General features: G+C 46.2%; 21 protein-coding genes. 16 read left to right on the top strand and 5 right to left on the bottom strand.

Annotated elements, in window-relative coordinates; genetic code table 11:
* Positions 1-469 precede the first annotated feature (469 nt).
* Positions 470-1,858: a T9SS type A sorting domain-containing protein gene (locus tag A3EU_RS31270; protein WP_020538133.1), complete on the top strand. Its 1,389-nt coding sequence runs from the start codon at positions 470-472 to the stop codon at positions 1,856-1,858.
* Positions 1,859-2,101: 243 nt separating this feature from the next.
* Here the strand turns inward: A3EU_RS31270 and A3EU_RS0120820 are convergent, their stop codons facing one another.
* Entirely contained in the window at positions 2,102-4,387 is a 2,286-nt protein-coding gene (locus A3EU_RS0120820) for an ATP-dependent helicase (RefSeq protein WP_020538134.1), read from the bottom strand.
* 266 nt (positions 4,388-4,653) lie between these two features.
* On the opposite strand from A3EU_RS0120820, the gene A3EU_RS0120825 reads away from it, so the two are divergent.
* The 8 genes from A3EU_RS0120825 to A3EU_RS0120860 all read left to right on the top strand — a co-directional run bounded on the left by A3EU_RS0120825 (position 4,654) and on the right by A3EU_RS0120860 (position 12,036).
* Positions 4,654-5,211 (top strand): YceI family protein, encoded by a 558-nt coding sequence (locus A3EU_RS0120825; protein ID WP_020538135.1) that lies wholly within the window; start codon positions 4,654-4,656, stop codon positions 5,209-5,211.
* A complete protein-coding gene (locus A3EU_RS33135; RefSeq protein ID WP_020538136.1) occupies positions 5,208-8,090 on the top strand; it encodes a ligand-binding sensor domain-containing protein in 2,883 nt (960 codons plus the stop codon). Before A3EU_RS0120825 ends, A3EU_RS33135 begins: the two co-directional genes overlap by 4 nt.
* Positions 8,087-8,833 (top strand): LytR/AlgR family response regulator transcription factor, encoded by a 747-nt coding sequence (locus tag A3EU_RS0120835; protein WP_020538137.1) that lies wholly within the window; start codon positions 8,087-8,089, stop codon positions 8,831-8,833. The genes A3EU_RS33135 and A3EU_RS0120835 overlap by 4 nt, the downstream gene beginning before the upstream one ends.
* 107 nt (positions 8,834-8,940) lie before the next feature.
* Positions 8,941-9,690, top strand: coding sequence for a c-type cytochrome domain-containing protein (locus tag A3EU_RS0120840; RefSeq protein WP_020538138.1), 750 nt, complete (start codon positions 8,941-8,943; stop codon positions 9,688-9,690).
* Between the two features lie 5 nt (positions 9,691-9,695).
* On the top strand, positions 9,696-10,064 hold the full coding sequence (locus A3EU_RS0120845; protein ID WP_020538139.1) for a hypothetical protein: 369 nt from the start codon (positions 9,696-9,698) through the stop codon (positions 10,062-10,064).
* 12 nt (positions 10,065-10,076) lie between these two features.
* Entirely contained in the window at positions 10,077-10,490 is a 414-nt protein-coding gene (locus A3EU_RS0120850; RefSeq protein ID WP_020538140.1) for an OB-fold protein, read from the top strand.
* 52 nt (positions 10,491-10,542) lie between these two features.
* The gene (locus A3EU_RS0120855) at positions 10,543-11,097 is read left to right on the top strand and encodes a YceI family protein (RefSeq protein ID WP_020538141.1); all 555 of its coding nucleotides are present in this window, start codon (positions 10,543-10,545) and stop codon (positions 11,095-11,097) included.
* A 60-nt stretch (positions 11,098-11,157) separates the two neighbouring features.
* On the top strand, positions 11,158-12,036 hold the full coding sequence (locus A3EU_RS0120860; RefSeq protein WP_020538142.1) for a DUF5777 family beta-barrel protein: 879 nt from the start codon (positions 11,158-11,160) through the stop codon (positions 12,034-12,036).
* A gap of 343 nt (positions 12,037-12,379) precedes the next feature.
* Here A3EU_RS0120860 and A3EU_RS31280 read toward each other — a convergent pair whose 3' ends face one another.
* The gene (locus tag A3EU_RS31280; RefSeq protein WP_020538143.1) at positions 12,380-13,174 is read right to left on the bottom strand and encodes a phosphatase PAP2 family protein; all 795 of its coding nucleotides are present in this window, start codon (positions 13,172-13,174) and stop codon (positions 12,380-12,382) included.
* A 228-nt stretch (positions 13,175-13,402) separates the two neighbouring features.
* On the bottom strand, positions 13,403-14,872 hold the full coding sequence (locus tag A3EU_RS0120870) for an ArnT family glycosyltransferase (RefSeq protein ID WP_020538144.1): 1,470 nt from the start codon (positions 14,870-14,872) through the stop codon (positions 13,403-13,405).
* A 166-nt stretch (positions 14,873-15,038) separates the two neighbouring features.
* Between A3EU_RS0120870 and A3EU_RS0120880 the strand changes: the two genes are divergently transcribed.
* The 4 genes from A3EU_RS0120880 to arsB all read left to right on the top strand — a co-directional run bounded on the left by A3EU_RS0120880 (position 15,039) and on the right by arsB (position 17,783).
* On the top strand, positions 15,039-15,404 hold the full coding sequence (locus A3EU_RS0120880; protein ID WP_020538146.1) for a hypothetical protein: 366 nt from the start codon (positions 15,039-15,041) through the stop codon (positions 15,402-15,404).
* Positions 15,405-15,572: 168 nt separating this feature from the next.
* Positions 15,573-15,905, top strand: a complete 333-nt coding sequence (locus tag A3EU_RS0120885; RefSeq protein ID WP_020538147.1) for an ArsR/SmtB family transcription factor — start codon at positions 15,573-15,575, stop codon at positions 15,903-15,905.
* Between the two features lie 10 nt (positions 15,906-15,915).
* Positions 15,916-16,587 (top strand): low molecular weight phosphatase family protein, encoded by a 672-nt coding sequence (locus A3EU_RS0120890; protein ID WP_020538148.1) that lies wholly within the window; start codon positions 15,916-15,918, stop codon positions 16,585-16,587.
* 149 nt (positions 16,588-16,736) lie between these two features.
* Positions 16,737-17,783, top strand: a complete 1,047-nt coding sequence (gene arsB, locus A3EU_RS0120895; RefSeq protein WP_020538149.1) for an ACR3 family arsenite efflux transporter — start codon at positions 16,737-16,739, stop codon at positions 17,781-17,783.
* Between the two features lie 460 nt (positions 17,784-18,243).
* Here the strand turns inward: arsB and A3EU_RS0120900 are convergent, their stop codons facing one another.
* Together A3EU_RS0120900 and A3EU_RS0120905 are read right to left on the bottom strand one after the other, a co-directional pair.
* On the bottom strand, positions 18,244-19,146 hold the full coding sequence (locus A3EU_RS0120900) for a cation diffusion facilitator family transporter (protein WP_156825852.1): 903 nt from the start codon (positions 19,144-19,146) through the stop codon (positions 18,244-18,246).
* Between the two features lie 7 nt (positions 19,147-19,153).
* On the bottom strand, positions 19,154-20,194 hold the full coding sequence (locus A3EU_RS0120905) for an alcohol dehydrogenase catalytic domain-containing protein (protein ID WP_026211508.1): 1,041 nt from the start codon (positions 20,192-20,194) through the stop codon (positions 19,154-19,156).
* 515 nt (positions 20,195-20,709) lie between these two features.
* Between A3EU_RS0120905 and A3EU_RS35305 the strand changes: the two genes are divergently transcribed.
* The 3 genes from A3EU_RS35305 to A3EU_RS0120920 all read left to right on the top strand — a co-directional run bounded on the left by A3EU_RS35305 (position 20,710) and on the right by A3EU_RS0120920 (position 26,278).
* The gene (locus tag A3EU_RS35305) at positions 20,710-21,333 is read left to right on the top strand and encodes a response regulator transcription factor (protein ID WP_020538152.1); all 624 of its coding nucleotides are present in this window, start codon (positions 20,710-20,712) and stop codon (positions 21,331-21,333) included.
* 310 nt (positions 21,334-21,643) lie between these two features.
* Complete coding sequence (locus A3EU_RS0120915; RefSeq protein WP_020538153.1) at positions 21,644-24,817, top strand: SusC/RagA family TonB-linked outer membrane protein; 3,174 nt, start codon at positions 21,644-21,646, stop codon at positions 24,815-24,817.
* A 33-nt stretch (positions 24,818-24,850) separates the two neighbouring features.
* Complete coding sequence (locus A3EU_RS0120920) at positions 24,851-26,278, top strand: SusD/RagB family nutrient-binding outer membrane lipoprotein (protein WP_020538154.1); 1,428 nt, start codon at positions 24,851-24,853, stop codon at positions 26,276-26,278.
* The last annotated feature ends 52 nt before the right edge of the window (positions 26,279-26,330 follow it).

Raw genomic sequence — 26,330 nt, forward strand, 5'->3', positions numbered from 1 at the left:
AGGCGAGGCAAAATCAAGCAAAAAAATCCCGAATCACGTCCCAATCGTCAGTTAAAACGCGAAGATTCCTATCATAACAAGCGTCTTGTTTTCTGCCCAATACTAAGGTCATAAAATGAAGGTAATGTTTAGGGAGAGACAACGAATAGTAATCTTCTACTTTCAAACTTGTTTTTAACTTCATTAGGGGCCATGCCTTCTCCCGTCCCGACTTTTCTAGTCGGGACGGGAGAAGGCACCTGGCTGTTCGCTCTTTCCGCTCCTTAGGGTCGGGTTTTAAACCCGACCCTAAGGAGCGGAACCGCTGCCATCCATTGTCCTGCTCTCCCTATGAATCGGTATCCGCCGTGCTTCAAGCCCTGCTTTGCGCACCGTTTTTGAGCCTTCTTCTTTGAAGACATTGCACACTAAGCGCTTATTTCGTAAATTACAGTAACCGAATTCCTTCCTCATCCAATTTCTCTGAACGATGAAACAACTAGTACGTCTGTCACTTTTACCGCTATGCTTTTTCTTTTCTCATATTAGCCAGATCTCTGCTTTTGATATTTGGGGCATTGAAATTCAGGCCCAGCAAACAGGGCTTTTGTCCATTGATGCCTCGATTGTTGTATATATCAAAGGCGCGGCAGTACAAACGGATGGTTTTCGCGATTCGCTTAGCTTGTCTTGGGGAGATGGTACGATAAGCCGCGTAGCAATCTCGAACAACGCCGATATCAATGGAGATGGTTTTCCTGATGGTACACCGGTAGATGAGAATTTTATCAAGTACATCTATTCAGGGGCTCATACCTACGCTACGATGGATAGATATTTATTATCGGTGGAGAATCCCAATCGAGGTAATGGTATCATAAACGTTAACTTTCCTAATTCAATAAGTATCAACCTGTATACTGAATCGGAAATTACCTTAACGGAAGATTATGAGCATAATCACTTGCCTGTATTCTTAGAAACACCTACCAATTATGCTTTTATTGGACAACAGTACCTTCACTTACCCAACGCTTTTGATATTGATGATGACAGCTTGGTGTACGAATTGGTCGTGCCTAAACAGGGGCCAAACGACCCCGTACCCAACTATTTTGGCATCGGGTCACTGGCAACAATTGATTCCGAAACAGGAACTTTCTATGCCTTGATTGACCAAGCAGGAACTTACACTTTTGCTATCCAGGTTTCCAGCTACCGAAATGGGATGCTCATGGACAGGGTCGTTCGGGACATGAAATTTTTCGTAGAAGATACAGACGGAGAAAATGATCGACCATCGTTTCAGCTGAATACGCCCCTCACGGTGATCCAGCAAGTAAGCGTTGGTGATACCGTTCGTTTTCAGGCGATTGCCCAAGACGATAACACCACCATACCCGCCGTGCGTGCTACCAGCGGACTCTTCGATTATTATGCAGAACCAGCTTCGATCAATATCGACTTGGCCGTCGCAGATTTTGAGTGGATTGTCCGCGAGGAGCACGTCCGTGCCCAACCTTATCCTGTCGTTCTTCGAGCCAAAGATGACGGATACGTATTTGGTTATGCGAACTTTGCTTTGGTTCGCTACCGCGTAAGTGGCGGCCCAACCTCTACTGACGATCTGCCGGAATCACCTACGCTCACGCTTTATCCCAACCCTGCTAATGGTTGGCTGCGGGTAGATATGTCTCCTTCGTTGGCAACGAAAGTGATCAATTACCAGGTATTCACTTATGATGGGAAGTGGGTACTGTCGGGGGCGTTTCGCGGGAATAGCGAGCAGCTAGAAGTGGGGATGCTACCCGCAGGCATGTACCTATTGCAATATGAAATTGAGAGGAAGCTGTACCAACAGCGGTTTGTCATTCAATAAAATCACCACCCAACTGACCATTAGCCCCATCCCCGGCCCTTCCCATTATTGAAAATGGCCTCGTTTCGGGTTGCGTTTCACAAGGGAGGGGAGGCATTGTGAAAAGTCGGAGTTCGGAAGTAGGAAGTATATTTAGCGTACCCAAATTTCCATCAACAATCAACACCACGAAGTAGCCGCGAAGCGAGACTCCCAAACCCTCGAACCAACAAACAATCCAACCAACAAACCATCCAACCGTTTTTATTCCAAAATCTGCAACTTGGCAAACTTCAGCATGATTTTCTTCTCAGGATTGGTAATGCCTTTGAAATGAATTTGGGCGATCCCGTTGTCGATGTGGATGACCTTGCCTTTGCCAAACTTAAGGTGGAGGACAATCATGCCTGCACGAATCTGATCGTTGGGGCTGGGTTTGAAATCTTTAGGATCAATGACTGGTTTGAGTGGGCCAGCTTGGTTGCGCTTGAAATGCCCCGTCACCCTAGCTGCAGGAGGGCCCATAGGCGTACGCGCATCACTGCTCACACTGCTGAGGTTGGCGGTATTGGTGACATGATGAGCAGGTATTTCTGTTAGGAAACGGCTAGGCTCGTTATAGCTCATTTTACCAAAACGGTAGCGGGCATTGGCAAAGCTCAAGGTCAAAAATTCTTCTGCCCGCGTGATGGCAACATAAAAGAGACGACGCTCTTCATCAAGCCCTTCCGGCGTGTCCATGCTCATGAAGCTGGGGAAGAGTTTTTCTTCCAAGCCAGACACAAAAACGGAACGAAACTCCAGGCCTTTGGCCGCATGGACAGACATCAGCGTCACATTATCCGCATTTTCGGGGTCCTTATCGTCGGCATCCGTCAAGAGGGCGATGTTTTGTAAATAGCTGGCCAAGCCTTTGTCCTGAGTATCTTCCGTCTCGCCAGCGGTTTTTTCTTCTGCGACGAAGGCCTGGATACCATTCAGCAACGATTGATAGTTCTCCTGGCGGCTCATGCCCTCGATAGAGTTGTCCTTTTTATAAAAGTCCTCTAGTTTTGAACGCTTGGATATCATCGTCGCGACCTCAAAAGCATCTACTTTGTCCAGTTTTTTGCGGGCGCTTTCTATGATGTCAATAAACTCATTGAGGTTACTGCGGGTACGACCAGTAGCAGGAAACTGCTTGATAGCATCCCATAAACTGATGTTCTGGTGGTTAGCCAGGTCCATTATTTTGTCTACAGTCGTTTTCCCAATGGCCCTTTTGGGGAAATTAATGACGCGGCGCAGTGCTTCCTCATCTTTGGGGTTGACGACCGCACGGAGATAACCGATAAGGTCTTTGACCTCTTTACGTTGGTAGAACGACTGACCTCCAAAAACGCGATAAGCAATATTGTAACGTCGCAGGTATTCTTCAAAAACCCGGCTCTGAGAATTGGTCCGATACAGGATGGCCATTTCTTTATTGGTCAGGTGGTTGCGCGTTTTTTGCTCCAGAATAGTGTCTACAATACGTTTTCCTTCTTCGTTATCGGTGGTGGCTTTTATGACCGTAATCTTTTGGCCAGTTCCCTTGTCAGACCAGATTTTTTTCTGAATCTGCCGCTTGTTATTGGTAATAACCTCGTTGGCGGCCTGTACAATGTGCTCCGTAGAGCGGTAATTTTGCTCTAATTTGAAGACCTGGATATTGTGTTTCTGAAAGTCCTTTTCAAAATCCAAAATATTCTGGATCGTCGCCCCACGGAAAGCATAGATAGACTGTGCATCATCACCTACAACACTAATGTTGCGGGGGCTGCCGTCGTACTGAACAAGCTTACGGACGATGGCATACTGAAGATGGTTGGTATCCTGAAACTCATCCACGAGCACGTAGCGAAACTTCTCGCGGTATTTTTTCAAAATCTCTTCCTTGCTTTGGAGCAATTCATAAAGACGGTAAAGCAGGTCGTCAAAATCCATGGCTCCTGCTTTCTTACAACGTGCAGTATAAGCAGCATAGAGTTTGTACATGGCAGGCATCCGCGACTTGCGATCCTGGGTCATCAGTTCCTCATTCTGCTGGTAAAGCTTAGGGGTAATGAGGTTGCTCTTGGCGGAAGAAATACGTTGACGAACACTATTTACATTATAAGTGTCGGTATTAAGGTTGTTTTCCTTGATCAGCAGCTTGATCAGGCTTTTGCTATCATCAGAATCGTAGATCGTAAAGTTGCTGGGGTAGCCAATGTGCTCGGCTTCCACCCGCAGAATACGGGCAAATAAAGAGTGAAAAGTACCTGCCCACACCCGGCTGGCACGGTGACCTACCACTTTTTCGATACGTTCCTTCATCTCCCGTGCGGCCTTGTTGGTAAAGGTCAGCGCAAGAATTTCCCAAGGCGCAACGCCCTGCTCAATGAGGTAGGCGATGCGGTAGGTCAGTACCCTGGTTTTACCAGAACCCGGCCCCGCCACAACGAGCACAGGCCCATCGGTGTTGATAACTGCCTGGCGCTGAACATCGTTTAACTGATCGAGATAAGAAGACGTAGGAGATGGAATCAAAACTGCTTTATTTTGACTGCAAGATACGGGATCAAGCGAAAAGAAAGAGGAGATCAACGAAAGAATTGACATCTTCTTAAATACGTTTCCAATTAAGGTCGATGGAAAAGTAATGGGCCATCAATTTTTCTCGTTCAGCTAGAATAAGTCCTTGTTCAGACAACCTTTTCCTTTATCAATCAATGAAATTGACTAATTTTCTGTCCAGTGTATTGAGCAAAAAACGAATACTCAATTTATTTTATGCTGTTCCTTAAGTTAATACTATGCGAATATTATTTTTCCTGTTTCTGACAATTGTTTTTTTAATACCCGCACAAAGTCAGCGTGAAACCTGGCAAACGCGTGAAGGCAAAGTGAATTTCCTTTCGGATGCCCCTTTAGAGATGATCGCGGCAAGCTCTAACGAATTACGAGGGGTACTGGATGTCGAAGAAAACACCTTTGCTTTTGCGGTAAGCATCAGTTCTTTTGACGGTTTTAACAGCCCCTTGCAGCGACAGCATTTCAACGAAAACTACCTAGAGAGCACCCTTTTCCCACAGACAAGCTTCAAAGGCCGCATCATTGAGCAAGTGGATTTTAGCAACGATGGGGAGTATGTCATCCGTGCCAAGGGGATTTTAAATGTACACGGAGTGGAACAGGAACGGATTATTAAAAGTACACTGGTTGTAAAAGGAAATAGTATTAGTATTACAAGTAACTTTTCCGTTCGCCTGGATGAACATAATATTACTATTCCCAGAATTGTCAATCAAAAAATTGCGGAGGTTATACAAGTAGAGGTTGCAGCAGTATTAATAAAAAGGAGCAACCCTTGAAGCAGCTAATTGGTATATGGAGCATTTTGTTATGGGCAGGTGTTGTTTCGGTAGTAAACGCGCAATACCTGTCTTATGATTGTATTTCGGAAGAGAGCGATTTGATAGAGGGAAACTATAGTACCTTGTTACAATCTTTCGATGGTAGCTTATGGGTAGGAGCCAGTGCCGGGTGCTGGAAATATGATGGCGAAAATACCTTGCCAGTCCCTCTCAACGGTGTTTTCAATACCTTGGATATTAGTGCTGTCTATGAAGATGCGGAGGGCAAAAAGTGGATGGGTTATAGCACTGGTCAGGTCGCGTATGAAGATGAGTTGGGGCAGTTTCTCCCTTGGGAAATAGAAGAGGGTTGGCCTCAAGCCAGGATTACAGCGATGCAGAAAGATAGCCTGGGACAACTATGGATTGCTACTTATGGAGAGGGCGTTTATTGCTATCGTAAAGGAAGGCTTTATCAGTTTGGTAAAGAGGAGGGCCTCGTCAGTGAAGATATTTATGACCTTGTTATTGATCAGGCTGGATTGGTTTGGGCTGCTAATGATGCAGGTATTTGTTTGCTAAGCTGGCAAGAAGGTGAGAAAGAGGTACGTAGCTTTTCTACAACCGATGGTTTGCCCGATAATATTGTTACCCATCTTTTTGCTGACCCTGATAGTGGCGTTTGGCTAGGTACCTACGACGCAGGTATTGCCTATTGCCAAGTGAAAAATAACCAACTAAAAGTAAGCTTGCCGGACATTTGGCCTGGTGGGGTCGTGAGTAGTATTGCTAAGGTAGACCAGGGCCAGCTTTGGGTGGGCACCCAGGAGCAGGGACTGCATGTATTTATGCTTAAAGAACAAAAGGTTATCCGCCAGGAGACCCAGCTGGAACATCCTCCGCAGCGTATCGTCAAATTACTCTTTGATCAGGAAGGCTTGTTGTGGATACTCTCACATGATCAGGGGCTTTGCAGGGTACAAGCCCGTTTGCTCAACTGGGATAACCTTCCCGTTGCCACCCAGGCAATTGCCATAGATCAGCAGAACCAGATCTGGGTAGGTAGCCAGAAAGGGCTTTATTATCGGCCAGCTTCCGGAGGTGCGTTAGTTCCTTATAAATTGGCGGAAGATTTGAATATTATCAGTTTGCATGTCGATCATCACAACCGATTATGGCTGGGAACTTTTGGGGAAGGCTTGTTTATATTGGATGCTGAAAAATTAGATTTACAAGAGATTGGGGCAGCTCACGGTTTAGGCAATGGAAGTATTCTTTCAATCAGTGGGGATGCTAATGGTATCTGGCTGGCTACCTTGGGGGGCGTCTATTATTCGCCATCGCCTAGCGCCGGAGGATTACCTCGCTTTAGCAGGCCCGAAGCAACCCAGTCGATTGGGACGGATTTTCTATATTGTAATCATATTGACCATGCAGGTAATGTTTGGTTTGGTACCGATGGTCATGGCGTGAGTTATGTACAAAAAGACGGTACTCTTAAGACCTTTCGGACAAGTAAGGATGGCACTTCAATTAATGCTGTTTACGCTATTACGGAAGATGGCCGCGGACGGATTTGGATCAGCACGAATGATCAACAGCTCTACTATTTAGAAGAAGGAAGCTTCCAAAAACCAAAGAAACCCATGGCCTTTGGCCGGAACGAGGTGATTGGCATCGGTAGTGATCATTTTGGCAATATTCTTATTACGCACCAGCGAGGTTTGATGGTGTACGATGTGGCTACCGAAGAGACGATTGATTACCATCATTTTTACCAAGAGGCTGGTTTTTCTCCGGCATTAAATGCTGTAGCAACAGATAAGGAAGGCAAAGTATGGCTTGGAGGAATAAGGCAGTTGCTTTGTTACACTCCTTTTTATGGTAAATATCGGCAGCAGCCGCGCTTGCATCTTGAGCAAATTTCCGTGTACTTGGATCCTTTGGATTTTGAAAACAAAACAGTGTTGAAGGCGAATGAGAATAATCTTATTTTTAGTTATCAGGGTGTTTGGCTCAGTGATCCCGAGGAAGTGCGTTTTCGCTATCAATTGAAAGGCTTTGACCAGGATTGGATTGCTACTCGCGATCACCAGGCGGTATATTCTAATTTACCACCAGGACGGTATGAATTTGTCGTTACTGCTTCCCAAAATAATCAATTTTCTTCTTCGGAGCAGCGAGTAAGCTATGCTTTTAGAATTCGCCCACCGCTCTATTTGCAGGGCTGGTTTATTGGAGCCTCCATTTTGTTGGTAGTATTACTGGGAAGGTATTTTTTACAAAAAAGAGAAGGACGGCTGCAAAAAGAAGCCCTTTTGTTAAAGGATAAAGTGGAAAGCCAGTATGAAACCCTGAAAAGTCAAATCAACCCCCACTTTTTGTTCAACTCCTTTAATACGCTGGTTGCACTCATTGAGGAAAACCCCAAAGGTGCAGTAACGTACGTAGAAAAATTGGCTGATTTTTATCGCTCGATTTTACAGTATAGGGAGCAAGATGCAGTGAATTTGAGTGAAGAAATTCAAGTGGTAAAAGATTATCATTTTCTTCTCACGCAACGGTATCAGGATCATTTGCAGTTGGATATTGCTGCGCTGCCACAGGGGAAGAGAGTACCTCCTTTAGTGGTGCAAATGTTGATAGAGAATGCCGTTAAACATAATGTCATAAGCAGGCATCATCCGCTTAAGATTTCTATATACACGGAAGCCAATTATTTGGTAGTAGAAAATGCTATTCAACCTAAACTCACCAAGCAGCCTTCGACAGGTTTCGGGTTGCAGAATATTCGTAACCGTTATGCCCTGCTGAGTACCTTGCCTGTTAAACTAGAACAGGATGAGAAGTTTTTTCGGATAAGTATCCCCCTTGTTGTTGATAAATTAAGCCAATGAAAGTATTAATTATAGAAGATGAACCTGCGGCTGCTCGCCGACTAAAGAAATTGGTGATAGAGATTCTGCCAGAGGTAGAATTATTGCCAGTACTGGAAAGTATTGCCGAAAGTGTTGCTTTTCTCGATCAGCAACCCGCTCCTGATCTGATCCTCTTGGATATCCACCTAGCTGATGGCGCCAGCTTCGAAATTTTTCAACACGTTACCGTGAAAATACCAGTTATTTTCACTACTGCTTATGATCAATATGCGATAGATGCCTTTCAAGTGAACGCGATTGATTATTTATTAAAACCCATTAAAAGAGAAGCATTAGCCAAGGCTATCAATAAGTTTAAAGGTCAGCAAGTTGCCCCATCTATAGACTATCAGAAACTGGCTCAGCAATTGGAGATTCGTAGCGAGGCACGCTTTTTAATTCGCCTGGGGCAGCAAATAAAGCTATTAGATGTAAAAGATATTGCCTACGCTTATACTGAAGATCGTATCACCTTTTTTATGACCAATAATGGTCGACGTTATCCCGTAGATTACTCGTTGGAAAAGCTGGAAGAACTCCTTCCCGAAGATCGCTTTTTTCGGATCAACAGACAGTTTATTGTGGGGCTATCTGCTATTGAAGAAATGGTCACTTATTCAAAAGGGCGGGTGAAATTAACGCTCCAACCCGCTGCCGAACAGGATACCATCGTGAGCACGGAGCGCTCTCCTGTTTTCAAAAAATGGCTGAATGCTTATTAGGTTTTTCTGTTTTTCCCGCTCAGGCAGCAATTGTTCCCGTTCAGTAGAAAGGATTTTCAAGAGCGCTATTCTGCCCTTATGTTTGTTGCAAATAGCGACACTAAGAAATGGCGAAAATTATTCAGACGAGTTTGGGAGTGGTAATCCTGCTAATGGTAATCATTCAGTTCAATTCCTGTAAGCACGACCCTTTCATCACGGAGGATGATATGATGCCCATTGACACGACGGGCAATCCAATTGATACGACAGAGATGGGAGAGCCCTGTGATCCGGATAAAGTGTATTTCGAATTAGAAATTCAGCCGATCCTCATCTCCAACTGTGCATTCAGTGATTGCCACGATGCCGCTTCCGCGCAAGATGGCGTGGTGCTTACGAGCTACGAGCGGGTCATGCAAACTGCTGATGTGCGGGCTTTTGATTTGGATGGTAGTGACTTGTACGAAGTCATCACCGATAATGATCCCGATAAAAGAATGCCGCCGCCGCCGCGTGCTGGCCTTACCAGTGCCCAGGTTAACTTGATCGCTGCCTGGATCTTACAAGGTGCTGAAAACCTGGAATGTGACCCCGACGCTGGTGGCTGTAACACAGACAATGTAAGCTATGCTGCAACCATTGTCCCCATTCTCCAGAATACTTGCTTGGGCTGCCATAGTGGAAGTGCTCCATCAGGAGGAATTAATTTATCCACTCACGCTGGTGTCCAAACCGTAGCACTCAACGGCCGACTAGTAGGAGCCGTTAGTCATAATTCGGCTTATTCGCCAATGCCACAAGGTGGACAAAAACTTTCCGATTGTAAAATTGATCAGATTCGTGCCTGGGTAGATGCCGGTGCTCCTAATAATTAGAAAAAATGCTAAAGTCATCATCATTACTGTTACTATCGGGCCTGGCCTTATTGGTAACCGCTTGTTACTATGATGTGGAGGAAGAATTATATCCCACACTAGAATGTTTGACGGATAATGTCAATTACAGCGAGGAAATACTTTCTATCATCAGTACCAATTGCTACAGTTGCCATAACGCTGCCTCTAATTTTGGCAACGTCACACTGGAAGGATATGCTGCCCTGAAAACGCGGGTAGACAACGGACAACTTCTCAAAGTCATCCGCCACGAATCAGGGGTTTCTCCGATGCCGAAAAATCAACCACAATTGGTTGCTTGCGATATTGCAAAAATCGAAGCCTGGGTCGCCGCTGGTGCCCCGAATAATTAATTCAACTTAGCTATGAAGAATATAATTAAATACGGCCTTTTATTGGCTGTTATTGGTGCTGGTATAGGCGTTTACCTCTGGAATAAGCCCCACGAGAATATGGATCGTGCCAAGACGGATGTTCAAATCTCCGCAGGTGAACTGTTTACGGCTTTCGCCGAAAATGAAGCGCAGGCCAACGAAATCTACCTGGATAAAGTAATCGCAGTTACTGGTAAGGTGCGAGAAGTGAGCAAATCCCCCGAAGGACTCGTGAAAGTGACGCTTGACAGCGGCGACGAGATGTTCGGTGTTATCTGCCAGCTCGACGAACTCAGCGAGCATCAGCGTACGGAGTTTCAGCCAGGAGAATCCGTAATGCTTAAAGGAAAATGTACCGGAATGCTCATGGATGTTGTCCTGGTACGTTGTGTCGAAGTAAAATAAAATTTCCCCAATCATATCTTCGTCTCGGACGGAGATCAAATTTATTAAACCAATGCAAAAATTCTTTTTTCTTTTAGCGGTAATCCTCCTGGTTGGAGGTACGGTAAATGCCCAGAAATATTTCACCCGCGCAGGTAAAGTCACCTTTACTTCGGAGGCCCCGGTGGAAAAAATTGAAGCTGTTAACCAATCTGCAACGGCCATCCTGGATACAGAGAGCAGCCGTATGGAATTCGCTATTCTTATTAAAGCTTTTCAGTTTGAAAAAGCTTTGATGCAGGAACATTTCAACGAAAATTACATGGAAAGTAGCACTTATCCCAAGGCCACTTTCAAAGGACAAATCGACGATGCCACTGCTGTGAATTGGGGTAAAGACGGCAGCTACCCTGTTACCGTTAGCGGAGATATGACGATCCATGGAGTAACCCAAAAACTAACCGCCCCAGGTACCATTACCATCAAAGAGGGCTCCATCGCTGCTCAGTCTACTTTCACCGTAGCAGTAGCAGACTATGGTATTGAAATTCCTTCAGTGGTAGCCGAAAATATCGCTAAGGAAGTAACGATCGCTGTCGATGTTCAACTTGCTCAACTGAACAAGTAATGTCGTACCAGGAGCTACCAGAATGATTATTCTCGGTAGCTCCTATTTTAATTTTATATCATGAAGAACTGGATAATACTCCTTATTTTCTGCTGTTTCGGATGGTCTGCATACAGCCAGGATGATTTGCTGGGTTTGCTGGGTGAGGAAGAAACAACGGACTACGCCACAGCGGCCTTTAAAACCAATCGGGTGATCAACCTCCATAGCTTGGAGAGTACTGCTGCAGGTGTGCTGGATATCAAAATATCTCACCGCTTTGGTATGCTGAACAGAGGGGCTTATGATCTTTTTGGGCTGGACAATGCTACCATTCGTATCGGTGCTGATTATGGTATTACCAACCGCCTGACGGTGGGTTTTGGTCGCAGCAGTTATGAAAAAACCTTGGACGGATTTGTGAAGTACAAATTTCTCCGACAAAGTTCTGGCAAAAAAGTAATGCCTATTACTGCCGCTTTATTTGCAAGCACTGCGGTACAAGGTTTACGTTGGGCCAATCCTGATCGGGAGAATTATTTCTCCTCTCGGCTTACTTATACTTACCAGTTGATTTTTGGCCGCAAATTCAGCGACAATTTCAGCCTCCAGTTTTCACCCACGGTAGTACACCGCAATCTGGTCAAGTTTAGCATAGAAGCCAACGACGTTTACGCTGCCGCAATGGCTACCCGCATCAAGCTGACCAAGCGGATGGCGATCAATGCCGAATACGTTTATGTGCTTCCGGATCAGCTCGTCCCCGGCTACCGGAACAGCCTCAGCATCGGCTTCGACATCGAAACAGGTGGCCACGTCTTTCAACTCCATTTTACGAACAGTACCTCCATGATCGAAAAAGGCTTCGTTACCGAAACCAGCGGCGACTGGCTTGACGGGGGAATTCATTTTGGTTTCAATGTGAGTCGGGTATTTACGGTGCACAAGCCACGGCATTAAGAATTAGCAAGATTCGGCTCTTCTTAGTCTGGCTCAGATTAACTTTCCTTGGAAAGCCTTTTATTAGGAATAACATGAGTCATCCCGAATTTTGATTGTCATCAAAATCCGTGCTGACCAACGGCAAAACCTATCGTTAAAGACGAAGCCCCATGATTTCTATTAGTGAAATCATGGGGTTTTCTATAAATAGTCGGATAAATCACTCTTTTTAGCTATTTACGAATTCTTTCTAAGTTAAAGTCGGGCTGGATTTTGGCCTTAGCCAAAATTCGGGATGACTTATGTTGAGTGAAGTGCTATTTTATCGCCTACCCAGACCACTCCGTAGAAGGTATAGGTATTAAAAACGATAATTCAAGTATACCCCTCCCATACTAGGAGCGATAGCTAATTTTTTTCCTTTAGGTTTCTTTTTGTGCAGGGTCGGAATAAGGTACCCCACCGCACCGCCTACCAGGTAGCCCGCCAGCACATCGCTGGGGTAGTGCCTGCCGGCTCTGATTCGTAAGTAACCCGTTAGAGCTGGTAAGGCCGCGGCCATTCCCCATACATAGGGCTTTAGTTTGCTATCTGGATAGTAATCTGCAAAGACGCGGGCCGTGAAAAAGCTCGCTGTAGCTGCGCTACTGGTGTGTCCGGAGAAAAACGAAGACCGATCATTGCCGCTGAGGACCGTCGTGCCAGGGAAACCCTCTTCAAAAAGATAAGGCCTCGGGCGTAACGCTCCTACTTTGACCAAATCTGTAATCCCCTGGTTAATCAGCATCGTTTCGATATACAGGAAGCCAATGGTACTGATATCTCGACGACTCTTTTTACCCGCCAGAAAAAGTACGGGCAAGCCCAGTGTCGTGAATAGCGTCTGGTTACTGAAATCCCGCGCTTTCTGGGAATAATTTCCCAGACCCATTTGGTCAAAACGAGATAACTTAGGAAGTTCCAATTCACCCGCAGTCAGCGTCGGTAAACGTTTATGTAGAAAAAAAGCACCAACTGTTCCCACAAAACCACTACCTGTATAAAGCACCTCCCGTTTCAGGGAAAGGTAATACGGCCCGTCTTGAACTTGTGCGGTCAAACCCGTCACTTGCAAACAAATACAAATCGATAAAACGTAAAATTTTCTGTAACCCATAGTATCCAAATCTGTGTAAGTAATTATCTGCTAGATGAAATCGTTTGGGGTTGAATACTTAAGACGTGGCTTGGACTTCAGTCCGAGCGGGAAGATATTGCGATTGTGGCCGGGCTGAAGTCCAGCCTACGCTTTTCCAACCAAACGATTTCATCTAGCGCCAGAAATTATCTGTGATTGATAATTTACTATAAATATCGGAATTGATGTTGTAGAAACCTTGTAGCGCTACTTCCCTTGATAGTTTTGGCATTCAAAAACCCAAAATTTGCGCTGAATTTCGCCATTGTCAGCCTCAATTAGAATGGGTGCTAACTGAATGACCGTATCAAAATGTTCTATAAGTAATGGAGGGATGAAATCCAATGAATCTGGTGATTTCATCCGCTTGTCGGAATCCAGATAAAAGGCATCCTGGCCTTTGAGGAAATTCAATTGCGGATTGATTACTTCAAACTGAAATCCGGGTTCCCCGATGACGTTTCCGGCGTAGACCGGCTTATCAAGATAAAAATTCAATACCGCTGTCGTTTTATACCCGTCATTGGAAAAGAAAAAATGGTCGGGGTGCCCTGCTTGTAATGTTTCTACTTCTGTTACCAACTCCTCCCAACCATACCAGGTATCGTCGGATTTCAGGATAATCGGGTAGTTGATGACCTGGTAGAGGGCAACAAAGTGCAAGACCAGCGCAAATCCGAGCTGGTAATTTAAGGTGCGGTTACCCAAGTAGTGGCCCGCTAAAATGATGGCCGCAATGTAGCCCGGCATCATCCAGTTGAGTTTTACCCAGTAGAAAAAAGAAACGGCAAAGAAAAAGCCCAGCAGCGGTACAGAGAACGCCAGGAGGAAGAGCCGCTTGCCGTCGGGCAAACGCCATTTGCTTATCATCTCTCGTCCTACTTTTGTAAGCGTGATCAATAAACCGATGAAAAGCGGAGGGAGCAAGATCAGAATTTGGGTACCCAGGTTACCGAAAAGGTATTTGGGCCGAAAAGATAGTTTCATAATCGTGGTTGCTCGATCAGAGGATTGAAACAGCAACGACACCCATTCGTTTTGGGCATTCCACACCAGTACAGGCGTACAACCCACCACAAAAGACAATAACAGCCAAAGCATTGACCTAGACAGCAATAAGTGGCGGTGTTTGGACGAAAGTACCAGAAAGAAGAAGACGCCAAACAGGAGGAATAAAGCGGTGTACTTACTATCAAAAGAAAGCCCTATCAAGAGGCCAGCAATTGCCCAGTAAGCTTCTTTTTGCTCAAAAACAGCTTTGTAGAACACTAGCAAAGTGAGTGTCCAAAAAAACATGAGCGGCACATCAGGTGTCGTGTTGATGGACAGAATGGTGACAAACAATGTGCTACCGAAAAGAAGGGCGGCATTTAAAGCCTGCTGTTTTTCTAAAAAACATTTGCTCAGGTGAAAAAAGCTAAATAACGTACCCAAAGTCACGAGAAAATCAGTGAGCTTAATAGCGACAACGCTTTTGCCAAACAGCAAAGAAAAAAAGTGTAGCATGTAAGCGACCATCGGAGGGTGGTCGAAATACGACAAGGCCAAATGCTCGGAATAATAGTAATAATAGGCATCCTGAGGCATCAAACCCATGCTTTGCGTAAGTAGTAGCCGAACCAAATACAAGCCAATAAAGGCAATGAGTATTCCTTTGTTTTTTAGTGCTAGTTCCATACTGTCCCTTAAAAATTGAGTACAAAGAGACGAAGAAAAATTGGAGAAACCTTGTAGAAGTAATGTTCTCTTTGGATTTAGCGCCAAAAAATCAGGATCAACGGGATTTTGGTACCTTTAATTTGATTAATAACAACCATGAGTACGGCACAAAAAAGGACTAACTATGGCTTTCTTAAAATTTGAACACAAGAAAAAACCATTACTGCCTCGCCATTCGTTTTTGTGGCGCACGTTGCGGTACATGTTCTATGCATTGGTATTGGTCATTTTTTCGGTAGGTATAGGTACGCTGGGATACCATTTTTATGGTAAATTGGGTTGGATCGATGCCTTTTTTAATGCTTGCATGATCCTGGCAGGTGTAGGGCCGATTGCGCCTATGCCTGATGATGGGGCCAAAATTTTCTCTTCCTTTTATGCCCTATTTAGTGGCACTGCCTTTTTTAGTATCATCGCGGTCTTACTCTCTCCTATCGTTCACCGCTTTTTGCACATGCTCAACCAGGAAGATGGCGAGGAGGAAGATTAAAACTTATAGTTATATCCCAATCTCACTACCTGGGTTTCGTGAAAATCATCGTTGGTATAGGGTTTGTTTGTCAAAAGTAGCACAAATTTAACCTAAGAATTTGGAGGAAAGTTGGAGATGGTTAAAATTATTTATCGTAATATTGCAATATACTAATACAGTGAAACCATGGGCCTAACCAAAACCGAAAATTTTACCGACCAGCAAAACGAATTAGCAACCATCGCCAAGGCGATTGGCCATCCGGCCAGAGTAGCGATTTTACAACATTTACTTAGGGTAGATGCCTGTATTTGTGGCGACTTGGTGGCTGAAATACCACTCGCTCAACCGACGATTTCGCGCCATTTGCAGGAACTCAAAGCAGTGGGCATCATCAAAGGCAGTATCTCAGGCACCAGTGTCAATTATTGCATTGATGCTACCCGCTGGCGAGAAGTTCAAAACCAGCTGAACGGTCTTTTTGATACTTACGTATCTGATCAAGACTGTAATTGTTAACTAACAAATAATGCTTGTGCAACACGACTCAAAACAACCTCCAGAGGGCTTACCCTTATTAGATGGCATTCGCCAATTAGCAGAGGAACTACTCGCCGAGCGCACCCTCATCCCTGAGGCCAGAAAAGAACTATTAAACCGGTTAACCAGTTATTTGGTGCAGAAATTGGCCGCCAATGAGCCCATTCTCCTCAATTTTATCTGCACCCACAACTCCCGCCGCAGTCACCTGGGCCAAATCTGGGCGGCTACTGCTGCCGCTTATTTTGGCTTGCCAAACGTTGCTACCTATTCCGGCGGCACAGAAAGCACCGCCTTCAACCCCCGCGCGGTCGCGGCCCTAAAGCAGGTGGGTTTCCAAATCGAAAACCCTGGAGGAGATAACCCGCATTATCAAGTACATTACGCTTCAGAAGCGCCTCCCTTGGTTTGTTTTTCAAAGACTTTCGACGATCCAGTTAACCCAGAAAAACAATTCGCCGCCATCATGACCTGCTCCGATGCCGACGAAAATTGCCCCTTTATTCCAGGGGCCGAACTCCGCCTCCCCCTCACCTATGAAGACCCCAAAATAGCCGACGACACCCCCGAAGAAGCCGCCCGCTACGAGGAACGCCTCCGCCAAATCGGCCGAGAAATACTCTACGCTTTCCAACAAACCCGTCTCAAAGTCGGAGACTGAATTTTATGGTGTAAAAGTTGGGTAAGTGTAAAGGTGTAATGTTTTTTTAGGAATATTGAAGAATGAATTCAATTAATTGAAAACCAATTACTTATGTTTTACACCCTTACACCCTTACACCCTTATACCATCTAACCAACCAACCAACCATGACAAAAAAACGCCTATCCTTCCTCGACCGCTATCTCACCCTATGGATCTTCCTCGCCATGGCCATTGGTGTAGCTTTGGGATATTTTCTGCCCGAAACGGCCGATTTTGTCAATAAGTTTTCGGTGGGCACCACCAATATCCCCATCGCTATCGGTCTCATTCTTATGATGTACCCGCCGCTGGCAAAGGTGAATTATAAAATGCTTCCAAAGGTTTTCCGTAACGTCAAAATCCTGGGATTATCGCTGGTGCTCAACTGGATCATCGGCCCTGTTTTGATGTTTGTGCTGGCCATCATCTTCTTGCGGGATTACCCCGAATACATGACGGGCCTCATCTTGATCGGCTTAGCGCGTTGTATCGCAATGGTGGTCGTATGGAACGACCTCGCCGAAGGCAGCAGAGAATATGGTGCTGGTTTGATTGCACTCAACAGTATCTTCCAGGTATTCTTTTACAGTTTTTATGCCTGGCTATTCATCACCGTCCTTCCTCCATATTTTGGTTTCGAGGGCGCCATCGTCGATATATCTATCGGCACCGTCGCCGAGAGTGTGGCCATTTATTTAGGCATCCCTTTCCTGGCGGGGTTCCTCAGTCGGGTGCTCCTGGTTCGCGCGAAAGGGGAGGAGTGGTACCAGCAAAAGTTTATCCCCGCCATCTCTCCCATCACCTTGGTGGCCTTGCTTTTTACCATCGTCGTCATGTTCAGCCTCAAAGGCGAGCTGATCGTAACGATTCCGCTCGATGTGGTAAGAATCGCCATTCCTTTGCTCATTTACTTTGGCCTCATTTTCCTCATCAGCTTCTTCATCGGCAAAGCCCTGGGCGCCGATTATCCTCGCAATACGGCCATTGCATTCACGGCAACCGGCAACAATTTTGAGTTGGCCATTGCCGTCGCCATCGCCGTTTTTGGCCTCAATTCAGGAGAAGCCTTCACCGGCGTTATCGGCCCCTTGGTCGAGGTACCTGCCCTGATCGCTTTGGTCAATGTAGCCTTTTGGTTGCGGCGGAAATATTACCCTCAAACGGTGGAATAGATCGTTTTGGGGCCATGCCGGTAGTGCCGTTGCTGTGCAAACGCCACTACGGCACCGCGCTGTCCACGAATACATGGTAGAGCCGCGATGCATCGCGGCTCTACCATGTATCTGTTCCCATCGCTTGTCCTCCTCCTCCGTCCGGCGAGCTACGGCCTACCGGCCTCCGCACTGATTTTAGACTCAGCTATTTGAGGCGCGCGAAGCACCTGTCTTTTCGATTTCCCAATCCAGCGAAAGCCTCCTGATGTACAACCTCACCCGAGGTTGATTTGATGCATTATCCTTGTTTTTCTACCGATATTTGACCTCATCCGAGGTCCACAAGGTCCAGATTTCATTATTTTCCATCCAACCATCCAACCATCCAACCATCCAACCATCCAACCATCCAACCATCCAACCATCAACCATCAACCATCAACCATCAAACCATCAAACCACCAAACCACCAAACCACCTACCCCATCTCCCAAGGCTCCACATGCACCAACACATCCACCATCTCCGGCATGGCTGCTCGAATTTGGTCTTTCAGATCATGAGCGATATTATGGCCGGTTCGTACACTGATGTCGCCGTTTACAACCAGGTGGATGTCGGCGTGATAGGTCATCCCTGATTTGCGGATAAAGCACTTCTCGATTTCGATGGCTCCCTCTACTTTGGAGGCAATTTCATGGATTTGCTCAATCATGTCATCGTAGAATTGCTCATCCATGATTTCCCCCAGCGCCGGGCGCAAGATCAGGTAAGCGTTAAAGACAATGAAGCCCGCGGCAATGATGGCCGCCCAATCATCGGCGTATTCGTAGCCTGGCCCCATCCAAAGTGCCCAACTGATTCCACAAAAAGCAATAAAGGAAGTGATGGCATCACTGCGATGGTGCCAGGCATCTGCCTGTAGAGAGGTGCTCTGTACTTCTTGCCCCTTGCGGCGAACATAACGATAGGACAGCTCTTTGACCAAAATAATTACTCCTAATACGATCAAAGTAAAAGGCTTGGGTACATCGTGAGGCTCCTGTATATTATGAATAGCCTGAATGACAATGATCGTCGCAGAAACAATGAGAAAACCCACAACAATGAACGTCACTACAGGTTCTATCTTTCCATGCCCGTAAGGGTGGTTTTCATCAGGCGGCTTGGTCGAATATTTCAAACCAAGCAATACCAGCGCAGATGAAACAACATCCGTGGTAGATTCGATAGCATCTGCAATAAGGGCAAAGGAATTTCCCAACACACCCGTAATTCCCTTTACGACGGCGAGTAGTAAATTGGAAACCAAACTAAGAATGGCGGTGCGGATGGCTTTGGTAGAAGAATCGACGAGCTTCGGTTTTGGATGCTTAAAGATAAATCAATTAAAACGTATCAATTACGAGTACACCCTTGTTTTTAAAATTATTCATGGCAGGCAATGCTTCAATAGTGTCCGTTAAAGAAATTGTTTTTTCAATGAGCCTTTCGGGCTGCAAGCGATCTTGTTTGATCATCGCCAGCATATCCGTGTAACGGAAGGCCTGCATCCCGTGGCTGCCAATGATCTCCAATTCATCGGCCAAAACCCTGTCCATAGGTACTTTGGGGTGTTGATGGTCGCCTGTCATCAAGCCTACCTGAATGTGTTTGCCACGCTTGCGCAGGCAAGCGATGGAGTTAAAGCAGGTGATCGCACTACCCAACGCATCCAGCGAAACATGGGCACCTCCACCTGTCGCCGCTTTTACAGCATCAACGACCTGGTCATTTTGTAAGGCATTTATGACTGTTGTCGCTCCCAGTTCTTGAGCCAGTACCAATGTCGCCGGGTCTATATCTATAGCTGTTACTTGGGCACCCAGCGCAGTCGCGATCATGATGGCGGATAAGCCCACACCGCCGCAACCATGGATGGCTACCTGTTGTCCGCCAGCTACCTTCCCTTGGTCAACAATGGCACGGAAGGCCGTTATAAACCGACACCCGAGCGTAGCTGCTGTTGTATCGGCAATCTCTTTGGGCAATTTTACGACATTGATATCAGCGTAATCCAGCGCTACATATTCGGCAAATGAGCCCCAGTGCGTAAAACCTGGCTGAAATTGGTGGTCACAAACCTGATGATTGCCAGAAATACATTGCCCGCAATGCCCACAGCCCGCCACAAAAGGAACCGTCACCCGATCTCCAACTTTTATCTCTTTGACATCCTTCCCTGTAGCGACTACTTTACCTGCCAATTCATGCCCCGGCACATGGGGGAGTTTGATATCAGGATCATGTCCCATCCATCCGTGCCAGTCGCTACGACACAAGCCAGTAGCCAGCACCTTCACCACAATCCCTTTAGGTGACGGACCAGGGTCAGCAACGTTCTGAATGGTTAACACTCCCTGGAATTGCTCGTAAATCAATGCTCTCATGTACCTGTCAATTTGCTTCACGCAAGATACCCAAATAACTTTTTCATCACCATCACCATCACCATCACCAACAACCAACAACCATCTAACCATCTAACCATCTAACCATCTTTTGTCATCCACCTTACCAGTTCCAATTCATTCACTGCAACTCATGCCCCATTCACCAAAGCTACCCAGGTGTGTGGTTGTTTAGGCGCATAAATCCGTTTACCTTGGAGCCAAGATGAATGATGTGGGTTTTTATTGGGTACCTATTTTAGGTATCCTGCATTGAATGACAAGACGAATGTATCCAAAAGCAAGTATCCAAACCTGCAACTTAAAGACCACATGATTTGTCATTATTAGGGAAAGGGAAGGAGAAAAGAAAGTTAATTCTTGACCAGTACGGAATGGCCTTTGGAACTCCAACACTATCCACGCTTATATTAGTCAACACTAGGTTTTTTTTGACTAATTTTGAGTAGTACCTCCATGAGCGGTAGTACTACGTCACCCGACAAACTGTTTAAATGATATCCGTAGCGATTGTTACGGCCAGTCGCTCTTTGCGAACGGCTTGGCAAGCAGTTGTGGACAAAATGCCCGACGCTCGATGCGTAGGTGCTTTTGCTACGGCCAATGCCATACCGCAAGAAGTTGATGGTCCACCTATTGAAGTAATACTCTTGGGCATAATGCCTAAGGACGATGGTCTCCGTTTATTTACCAAAGCGCAGTCTGCTCAGGCTGATGCTGAAATATTGATTTTAGCAACGGATCTTTCTGATTCGCAATTCTTTGCTGTGCTTCGTTCTGGAGCAGCGGGTTTTATTTCCTCTAATAGTTTTCCGGCGATAGTACAGGCTGCAATACGACAGCTAGCAAAGGGGGAAACACCCCTGAGTAAGGATGCTACAAAGCGCATAATGGACTCCTTTCGGGCCCAACGGCGTAGCGATAACCTTTCGGAAAGAGAGCAGGAAGTTTATCATCTACTGTGCCAGGGCAAAAATTACCGAGAGATCGCAGAAAGCTTATTTGTAAGCCAGAATACGGTGCGTTTTCATCTGAAAAATATTTATAAAAAATTAGACGTGAAATCCCGCCATGAAGCGGTTGCTCGCGCCTACGAGCTCGGCCAGCAGGGAGGATGACTCACTGTAATACCGAGCTAATAATTTTGGAACTATTGAGCGTTTTTTCATACTAGTAGTTGGCTGCCGGACCCTCGGGTCCGGCAACTTTTTGACCTCTCAGAATTAGCCAAAAAACGCAAACGCTTCACAACAATAAATTTTCATCAACCTTTTGGGATGATCCTTTTGGTCATCTGAGCCTCCCTACGTGAAAACGTCAGGAGAGAAAAGGTAAGCTGTTTTTTACTGTCGAATAATTAATACCTCTGGGTCGGTTACGATCCTTTGGCAGGATTCTTTATGCGACTTTTTAATAAAACTCACTGTTATGAAACGTATTTTATTACTTTTTGGCCTGTTTTGCAGTTCCGTTTTGGTACTCCAGGCCCAACGCACCGTCACGGGAACAGTGACGGAAGCCGATGGCACCCCCATGATCGGGGCCAGTGTTCTAGTAAAAGGAACCAGTACCGGAACGGTAACGGACCTGAATGGTGCCTATCAAATTGGGGTGCCTGCTGGTGCCGAAGTGCTTATTTACAGCTACACAGGGTTTGACCCTAAAGAAGTACCCCTCGGGGCAAGTTCCGTGATGGATATCGTCTTGTCAGAAGGTGTTACCCTGGAAACAGCGGTGGTCACGGCACTTGGTATCGAACGAGAGCGTAAAGCACTCACTTACGCGGTGGAAGAAGTAGGGGGCGATGCCTTGGCTCAGAATCGGGAAACCAATATTATTAATGCTATTGGTGGCCGGGTGTCTGGGGTACAAACCACTTCCTCTGGTGGGCAGGCCGGATCATCTGCACGGATCATTATTCGTGGTAATTCTTCGTTCCTGGGGAATAACCAGCCGCTCTTTGTTATTGATGGTATCCCCGTTGATAATTCCCAGATTTTTGGCGGTGGCCAAAATGGAGCCAATGGTGGAGGCAACGGTGATTCTCCACTTTTCTTTGGCGGTACCACCAACCGTGCAGTAGATATTGATCCCAATAATGTAGAAACGATGACCGTCCTCAAAGGGGCAGCAGCTACAGCACTTTATGGATCACGTGCAGCCAATGGGGTCGTACTCATTACCACGAAAAGTGGTAACCAGGGCAGCAAGCCAAAAATTACGTTTAGCAGTAATTATGGCTTTAGTAACGCACGCTTGCCAGAACTACAAACCAAGTACTCACAAGGGCTAAATGGCACCTATTTCAACGGGAGCGATCCAGCTCAACGGATTTCTACCAGCTGGGGGGCACTCATTGATACCCTCAGGGTAGACGGTGATGGGAATTACGACCCGAACGGCAGCCCGGTTTCCGTTCATGATAATGCGAAAGATTTTTTCCGCCAAGGGTCAAATCTGGATAATGCCTTGTCTATTTCGGGGGGAACAGCTACTAGCGACTACTATCTTTCTTACGCTAATCGTATCGAAGAGGGTATTGTTCGTAACAATGATATGGATCGCCATAGCCTCTTGGCAAAATTCAACACCCAGTTGAGTGATCGCCTGAGGATTGGAGCAGGAATTACCTACACCAATACAGATATTACGACCGTAACAGAAGGCAACGGAAGACAATCTTATATGTGGACGGTTTACGGAGCACCAGTCACCTATGATCTACAGGGGGATAATCCACAGGATTACCTCAATGATGATGGTACACAGCGCTTGTATCGTACCAGTCGAAATAACCCTTATTTTACCGTCGATCAGAATCGATTGGTCAGTAATGTTAATCGCTTCTTACCCAACTTCAACATTAGCTACGAAATAATGGATGGCTTGCGCCTGACCAACCGTTTTGGAGCCGATGTTTATTTTGACCGCCGACTTTACCGCGAGGTCATCGGTACGATTGGAACGTTCCCGACGGGGCGTGTTTATGAGGACAATATCACCAATCGCCAGTTTAACAACGACATTACACTGAACTACAACCGTCAGATCAATGACTTTAATCTTGATGTTTTGGTCGGTAACCAAATCAATGACCGGGCCACTGATCGGATCTTCACGCAGGGAGTAAACCTGGCCGTTCCTGACTTTTTTGACTTGTCAAATGCGGCGACGATTACAACCAGCCAGAGTAATAGCCAGCAGCGTTTGATCGGGGCTTATGCTTCGGCGACAGTGGGCTACAAAAGCTTTTTGTACCTAACCGTAACGGGCCGTAACGACTGGTCGAGTACACTGCCGAAAGACAATCGGAGTTATTTCTATCCCAGTGTTTCGGGAAGCTTTGTACTGACCGATGCTTTCGCAAGTTTGCAGAGTAGTAAGGTGCTTTCGTTTCTGAAAGTTCGCGCGGGTTATGCCCAGGTAGGCAATGATGCGCCAGTCTACGCCACCCAGACCGACCTGTACGCGCAGTCAAGCGTAGGAGATGGCCAACGGGGAAATATCCTTTTCCCGTATAACGGTACCAATGGTTTTACCATTAGCAATGTGATTGGAAATCCAGCGCTGAAGCCTGAACGAACGGAAGAAATTGAGTTCGGCGTAGAAGCCTACTTCTTCAATAGTCGCATCCATTTGGAAGGTACTTATTACGACCGTAAAACGAACGATCAAATTTTCCAGGCACCAGTCGCAGGTTCTTCTGGTGCAGTATCTCGTTTGGTGAATGCCGGTTCGATGCAAAATGAAGGTGTAGAGTTTTTATTAGAGGTAACCCCGGTGAAAACGAGCTTCTTCCAGTGGGATATTGGCGGAACATTTACCAAGAATACCAGCCGTGTAATTTCATTGACAGATGGTGTAGATAACATTCGTCTGGGAGGGTTCACCAACCCTGGAATCTACATTGTACGTGATCAGGGATACGGTGTTATCTGGGGTTCTCAATATGCACGTAATGACGACGGGCAGGTGCTTATTGATAGTGATCCTAATTCTGGTACCTACGGATTACCCCTGAGGGCTGCCGCCAGCTTGGGAGTAATTGGCAATACCCAGCCCGACTGGTTTGCAGGCATCCGTTCTACCTTCCGTTTCGGTAACGAAAAGACCGGCGAATTTACCCTCTTCGGCTTGTTGGATATCCGCCAGGGAGGAGACATTCTTAACCTGGACAATTTCTATCTCAACGGCTACGGTACCACCAAGCAAAGCGAAGATCGCACGGGCGAAAACACGTTCGTCTATCCGAATGGTGTCCTTGCCGATGGTTCACCGAATAACATTGAAGTTCCTTACGATGAAAATTACTGGCGGATCAACTTTGGCCGCGCAATGGAAGACCTAGTGGAAGATGGCAGCTTCGTTCGTTTACGTGAAGTAACCTTTGGCTACAGTCTACCCAAGTCTGCATTGAGCAGAACCTTCATGGAGGAGTTGAATATCTCCTTCACGGGGCGTAACCTCTACCTCAATGCACCGAATTTCACAGGTGCTGACCCCGAATCAAGCCTTTATGGCTCTGCCAACGGACAAGGTTTCTACAATTTCATCACCCCCGGAACAGTGGGCTACAACGTAGCATTGAATGTAACTTTCTAGAAAAGTACATCGTGTTCAATAAAAATAATGATAATGAAACATATAAAATTTCTCTTTATCCTGGCTTTGGGCTTATCCCTGGTAGCTTGTGATGATTATCTCGATATCAATACAGATCCTAATCAGCCGGAAAGCCCCGGCGATCTGGATTTATTACTCGCGGAGATGACCGCTACCACTGCCTACAACCTTGTAGGAGGAGGTAACTGGAGCCGCTATGGCGCGCAGTGGATGCAGCAAATTGCAAATAATACAACTGCTCCCAGCAATGATACTTACCGAATTAATACGTCGGATTGTAATAACGAATGGGCTTTTTATTCCTACGCTGGTGTTTTGATTAACGCCAAAAAAATGATTGAACTGGGAGAAGAAGCTGGTCAGGAGCACCATGTAGGTGTTGCTAAAATTTTAATGGCACACAATTATGCATTGTTGGCCGACTGGTGGAGCGATATCCCGTTTACGGATGCACTTCAGCGGGAGAACAACGGTAAGCCTTTATTTGATGACCAAGCAACGGTATACGATGGTATTCAGCTGATGCTGGATGAAGGAATTGCTGCATTGGGCAAGGAAAGTCCGATTTCTATTGGCGGCGGTGACCTGTTGCTGGGGGGGGATCCCGCAGCCTGGATTCGTTTTGCGTATGCCCTCAAGGCCCGCTACTATCTTCGTTTGACTGATGCTCCTGGGGCCGATGACCAAGATTTGTCGAACCTGGCGCTTGCCTCCCTCGAAAAGGCGATGACTAGCGCTGGCGATGAAGCCCGCTTTGAGTACAATAGCGACCCAGGGCAAGAATCTCCCTGGAACCAGTGGGTAGTGAAATTTGCCAATACGATGCAGATGAGTAATTTCTTTGTGAGCAAACTTCAGGGCCTTAATGACCCTCGCTTGCCCATTATGTCGGACGTTAATGGTGTCGATGCGATCTACCTTGGTCATCCCAACGGAGGGGCACCGACCCAGACGCTGGCGGAAATTTCAAATATCGGAGCCTATTACCTGGATCCCGACCTGGACATCCCGATGATGACTTACGTCGAACAACTTTTCATCAAGGCGGAAGCCCAATGGCGAACCGGGCAGACAACCGAGGCTACAGCTACCTATGAAACAGCTATTCGTACCCACATGGAGCAGTTGTCGGGCAATGGCGAGTTTGAAACAGTAATTTCGAGCAGTGATATAGATGCATATCTGGCGGCTAATCCATTGGAAGGATTAGGCGATCTGATCGAGCAGAAGTACATCGCCAGTTTCCTTTTAGGAGCTTTTGAAGCTTACAACGACTTCCGTCGAACAGGATTTCCTGATGATATCCAACCTGCGCTGAATGCGGACTACAATCAAATTCCTACCCGCATGATCTACACGGACACCGAGGTAAATAACAATGCGGCAAATGTTCCCGCAAATATTACGCTCACCTCAAAAGTTTGGTGGGACGGTAACTAAAGAAGTATGTTTTGCCATGAAATGGCATATGGTGAATAGGATGTCGCCTCGC

It is taken from the genome of Lewinella cohaerens DSM 23179, from assembly GCF_000379805.1.
Taxonomy (GTDB): domain Bacteria; phylum Bacteroidota; class Bacteroidia; order Chitinophagales; family Saprospiraceae; genus Lewinella; species Lewinella cohaerens.

What these genes read in the sequence shown, in the direction of transcription:
- A3EU_RS0120860 (WP_020538142.1), top strand. Translation starts at nt 11,158, where the DNA reads ATGAAGAACTGGATAATACTCCTTATTTTCTGCTGTTTCGGATGGTCT.
- A3EU_RS31280 (WP_020538143.1), bottom strand. Translation starts at nt 13,174, where the DNA reads ATGGGTTACAGAAAATTTTACGTTTTATCGATTTGTATTTGTTTGCAA.
- A3EU_RS35305 (WP_020538152.1), top strand. Translation starts at nt 20,710, where the DNA reads ATGATATCCGTAGCGATTGTTACGGCCAGTCGCTCTTTGCGAACGGCT.
- A3EU_RS0120905 (WP_026211508.1), bottom strand. Translation starts at nt 20,194, where the DNA reads ATGAGAGCATTGATTTACGAGCAATTCCAGGGAGTGTTAACCATTCAG.
- A3EU_RS0120870 (WP_020538144.1), bottom strand. Translation starts at nt 14,872, where the DNA reads ATGGAACTAGCACTAAAAAACAAAGGAATACTCATTGCCTTTATTGGC.
- A3EU_RS0120855 (WP_020538141.1), top strand. Translation starts at nt 10,543, where the DNA reads ATGCAAAAATTCTTTTTTCTTTTAGCGGTAATCCTCCTGGTTGGAGGT.
- A3EU_RS0120915 (WP_020538153.1), top strand. Translation starts at nt 21,644, where the DNA reads ATGAAACGTATTTTATTACTTTTTGGCCTGTTTTGCAGTTCCGTTTTG.
- A3EU_RS0120840 (WP_020538138.1), top strand. Translation starts at nt 8,941, where the DNA reads ATGGCGAAAATTATTCAGACGAGTTTGGGAGTGGTAATCCTGCTAATG.
- A3EU_RS0120880 (WP_020538146.1), top strand. Translation starts at nt 15,039, where the DNA reads ATGGCTTTCTTAAAATTTGAACACAAGAAAAAACCATTACTGCCTCGC.
- A3EU_RS31270 (WP_020538133.1), top strand. Translation starts at nt 470, where the DNA reads ATGAAACAACTAGTACGTCTGTCACTTTTACCGCTATGCTTTTTCTTT.
- A3EU_RS0120835 (WP_020538137.1), top strand. Translation starts at nt 8,087, where the DNA reads ATGAAAGTATTAATTATAGAAGATGAACCTGCGGCTGCTCGCCGACTA.
- A3EU_RS0120850 (WP_020538140.1), top strand. Translation starts at nt 10,077, where the DNA reads ATGAAGAATATAATTAAATACGGCCTTTTATTGGCTGTTATTGGTGCT.
- A3EU_RS0120845 (WP_020538139.1), top strand. Translation starts at nt 9,696, where the DNA reads ATGCTAAAGTCATCATCATTACTGTTACTATCGGGCCTGGCCTTATTG.
- A3EU_RS0120885 (WP_020538147.1), top strand. Translation starts at nt 15,573, where the DNA reads ATGGGCCTAACCAAAACCGAAAATTTTACCGACCAGCAAAACGAATTA.
- arsB (WP_020538149.1), top strand. Translation starts at nt 16,737, where the DNA reads ATGACAAAAAAACGCCTATCCTTCCTCGACCGCTATCTCACCCTATGG.
- A3EU_RS0120890 (WP_020538148.1), top strand. Translation starts at nt 15,916, where the DNA reads ATGCTTGTGCAACACGACTCAAAACAACCTCCAGAGGGCTTACCCTTA.
- A3EU_RS0120825 (WP_020538135.1), top strand. Translation starts at nt 4,654, where the DNA reads ATGCGAATATTATTTTTCCTGTTTCTGACAATTGTTTTTTTAATACCC.
- A3EU_RS0120920 (WP_020538154.1), top strand. Translation starts at nt 24,851, where the DNA reads ATGAAACATATAAAATTTCTCTTTATCCTGGCTTTGGGCTTATCCCTG.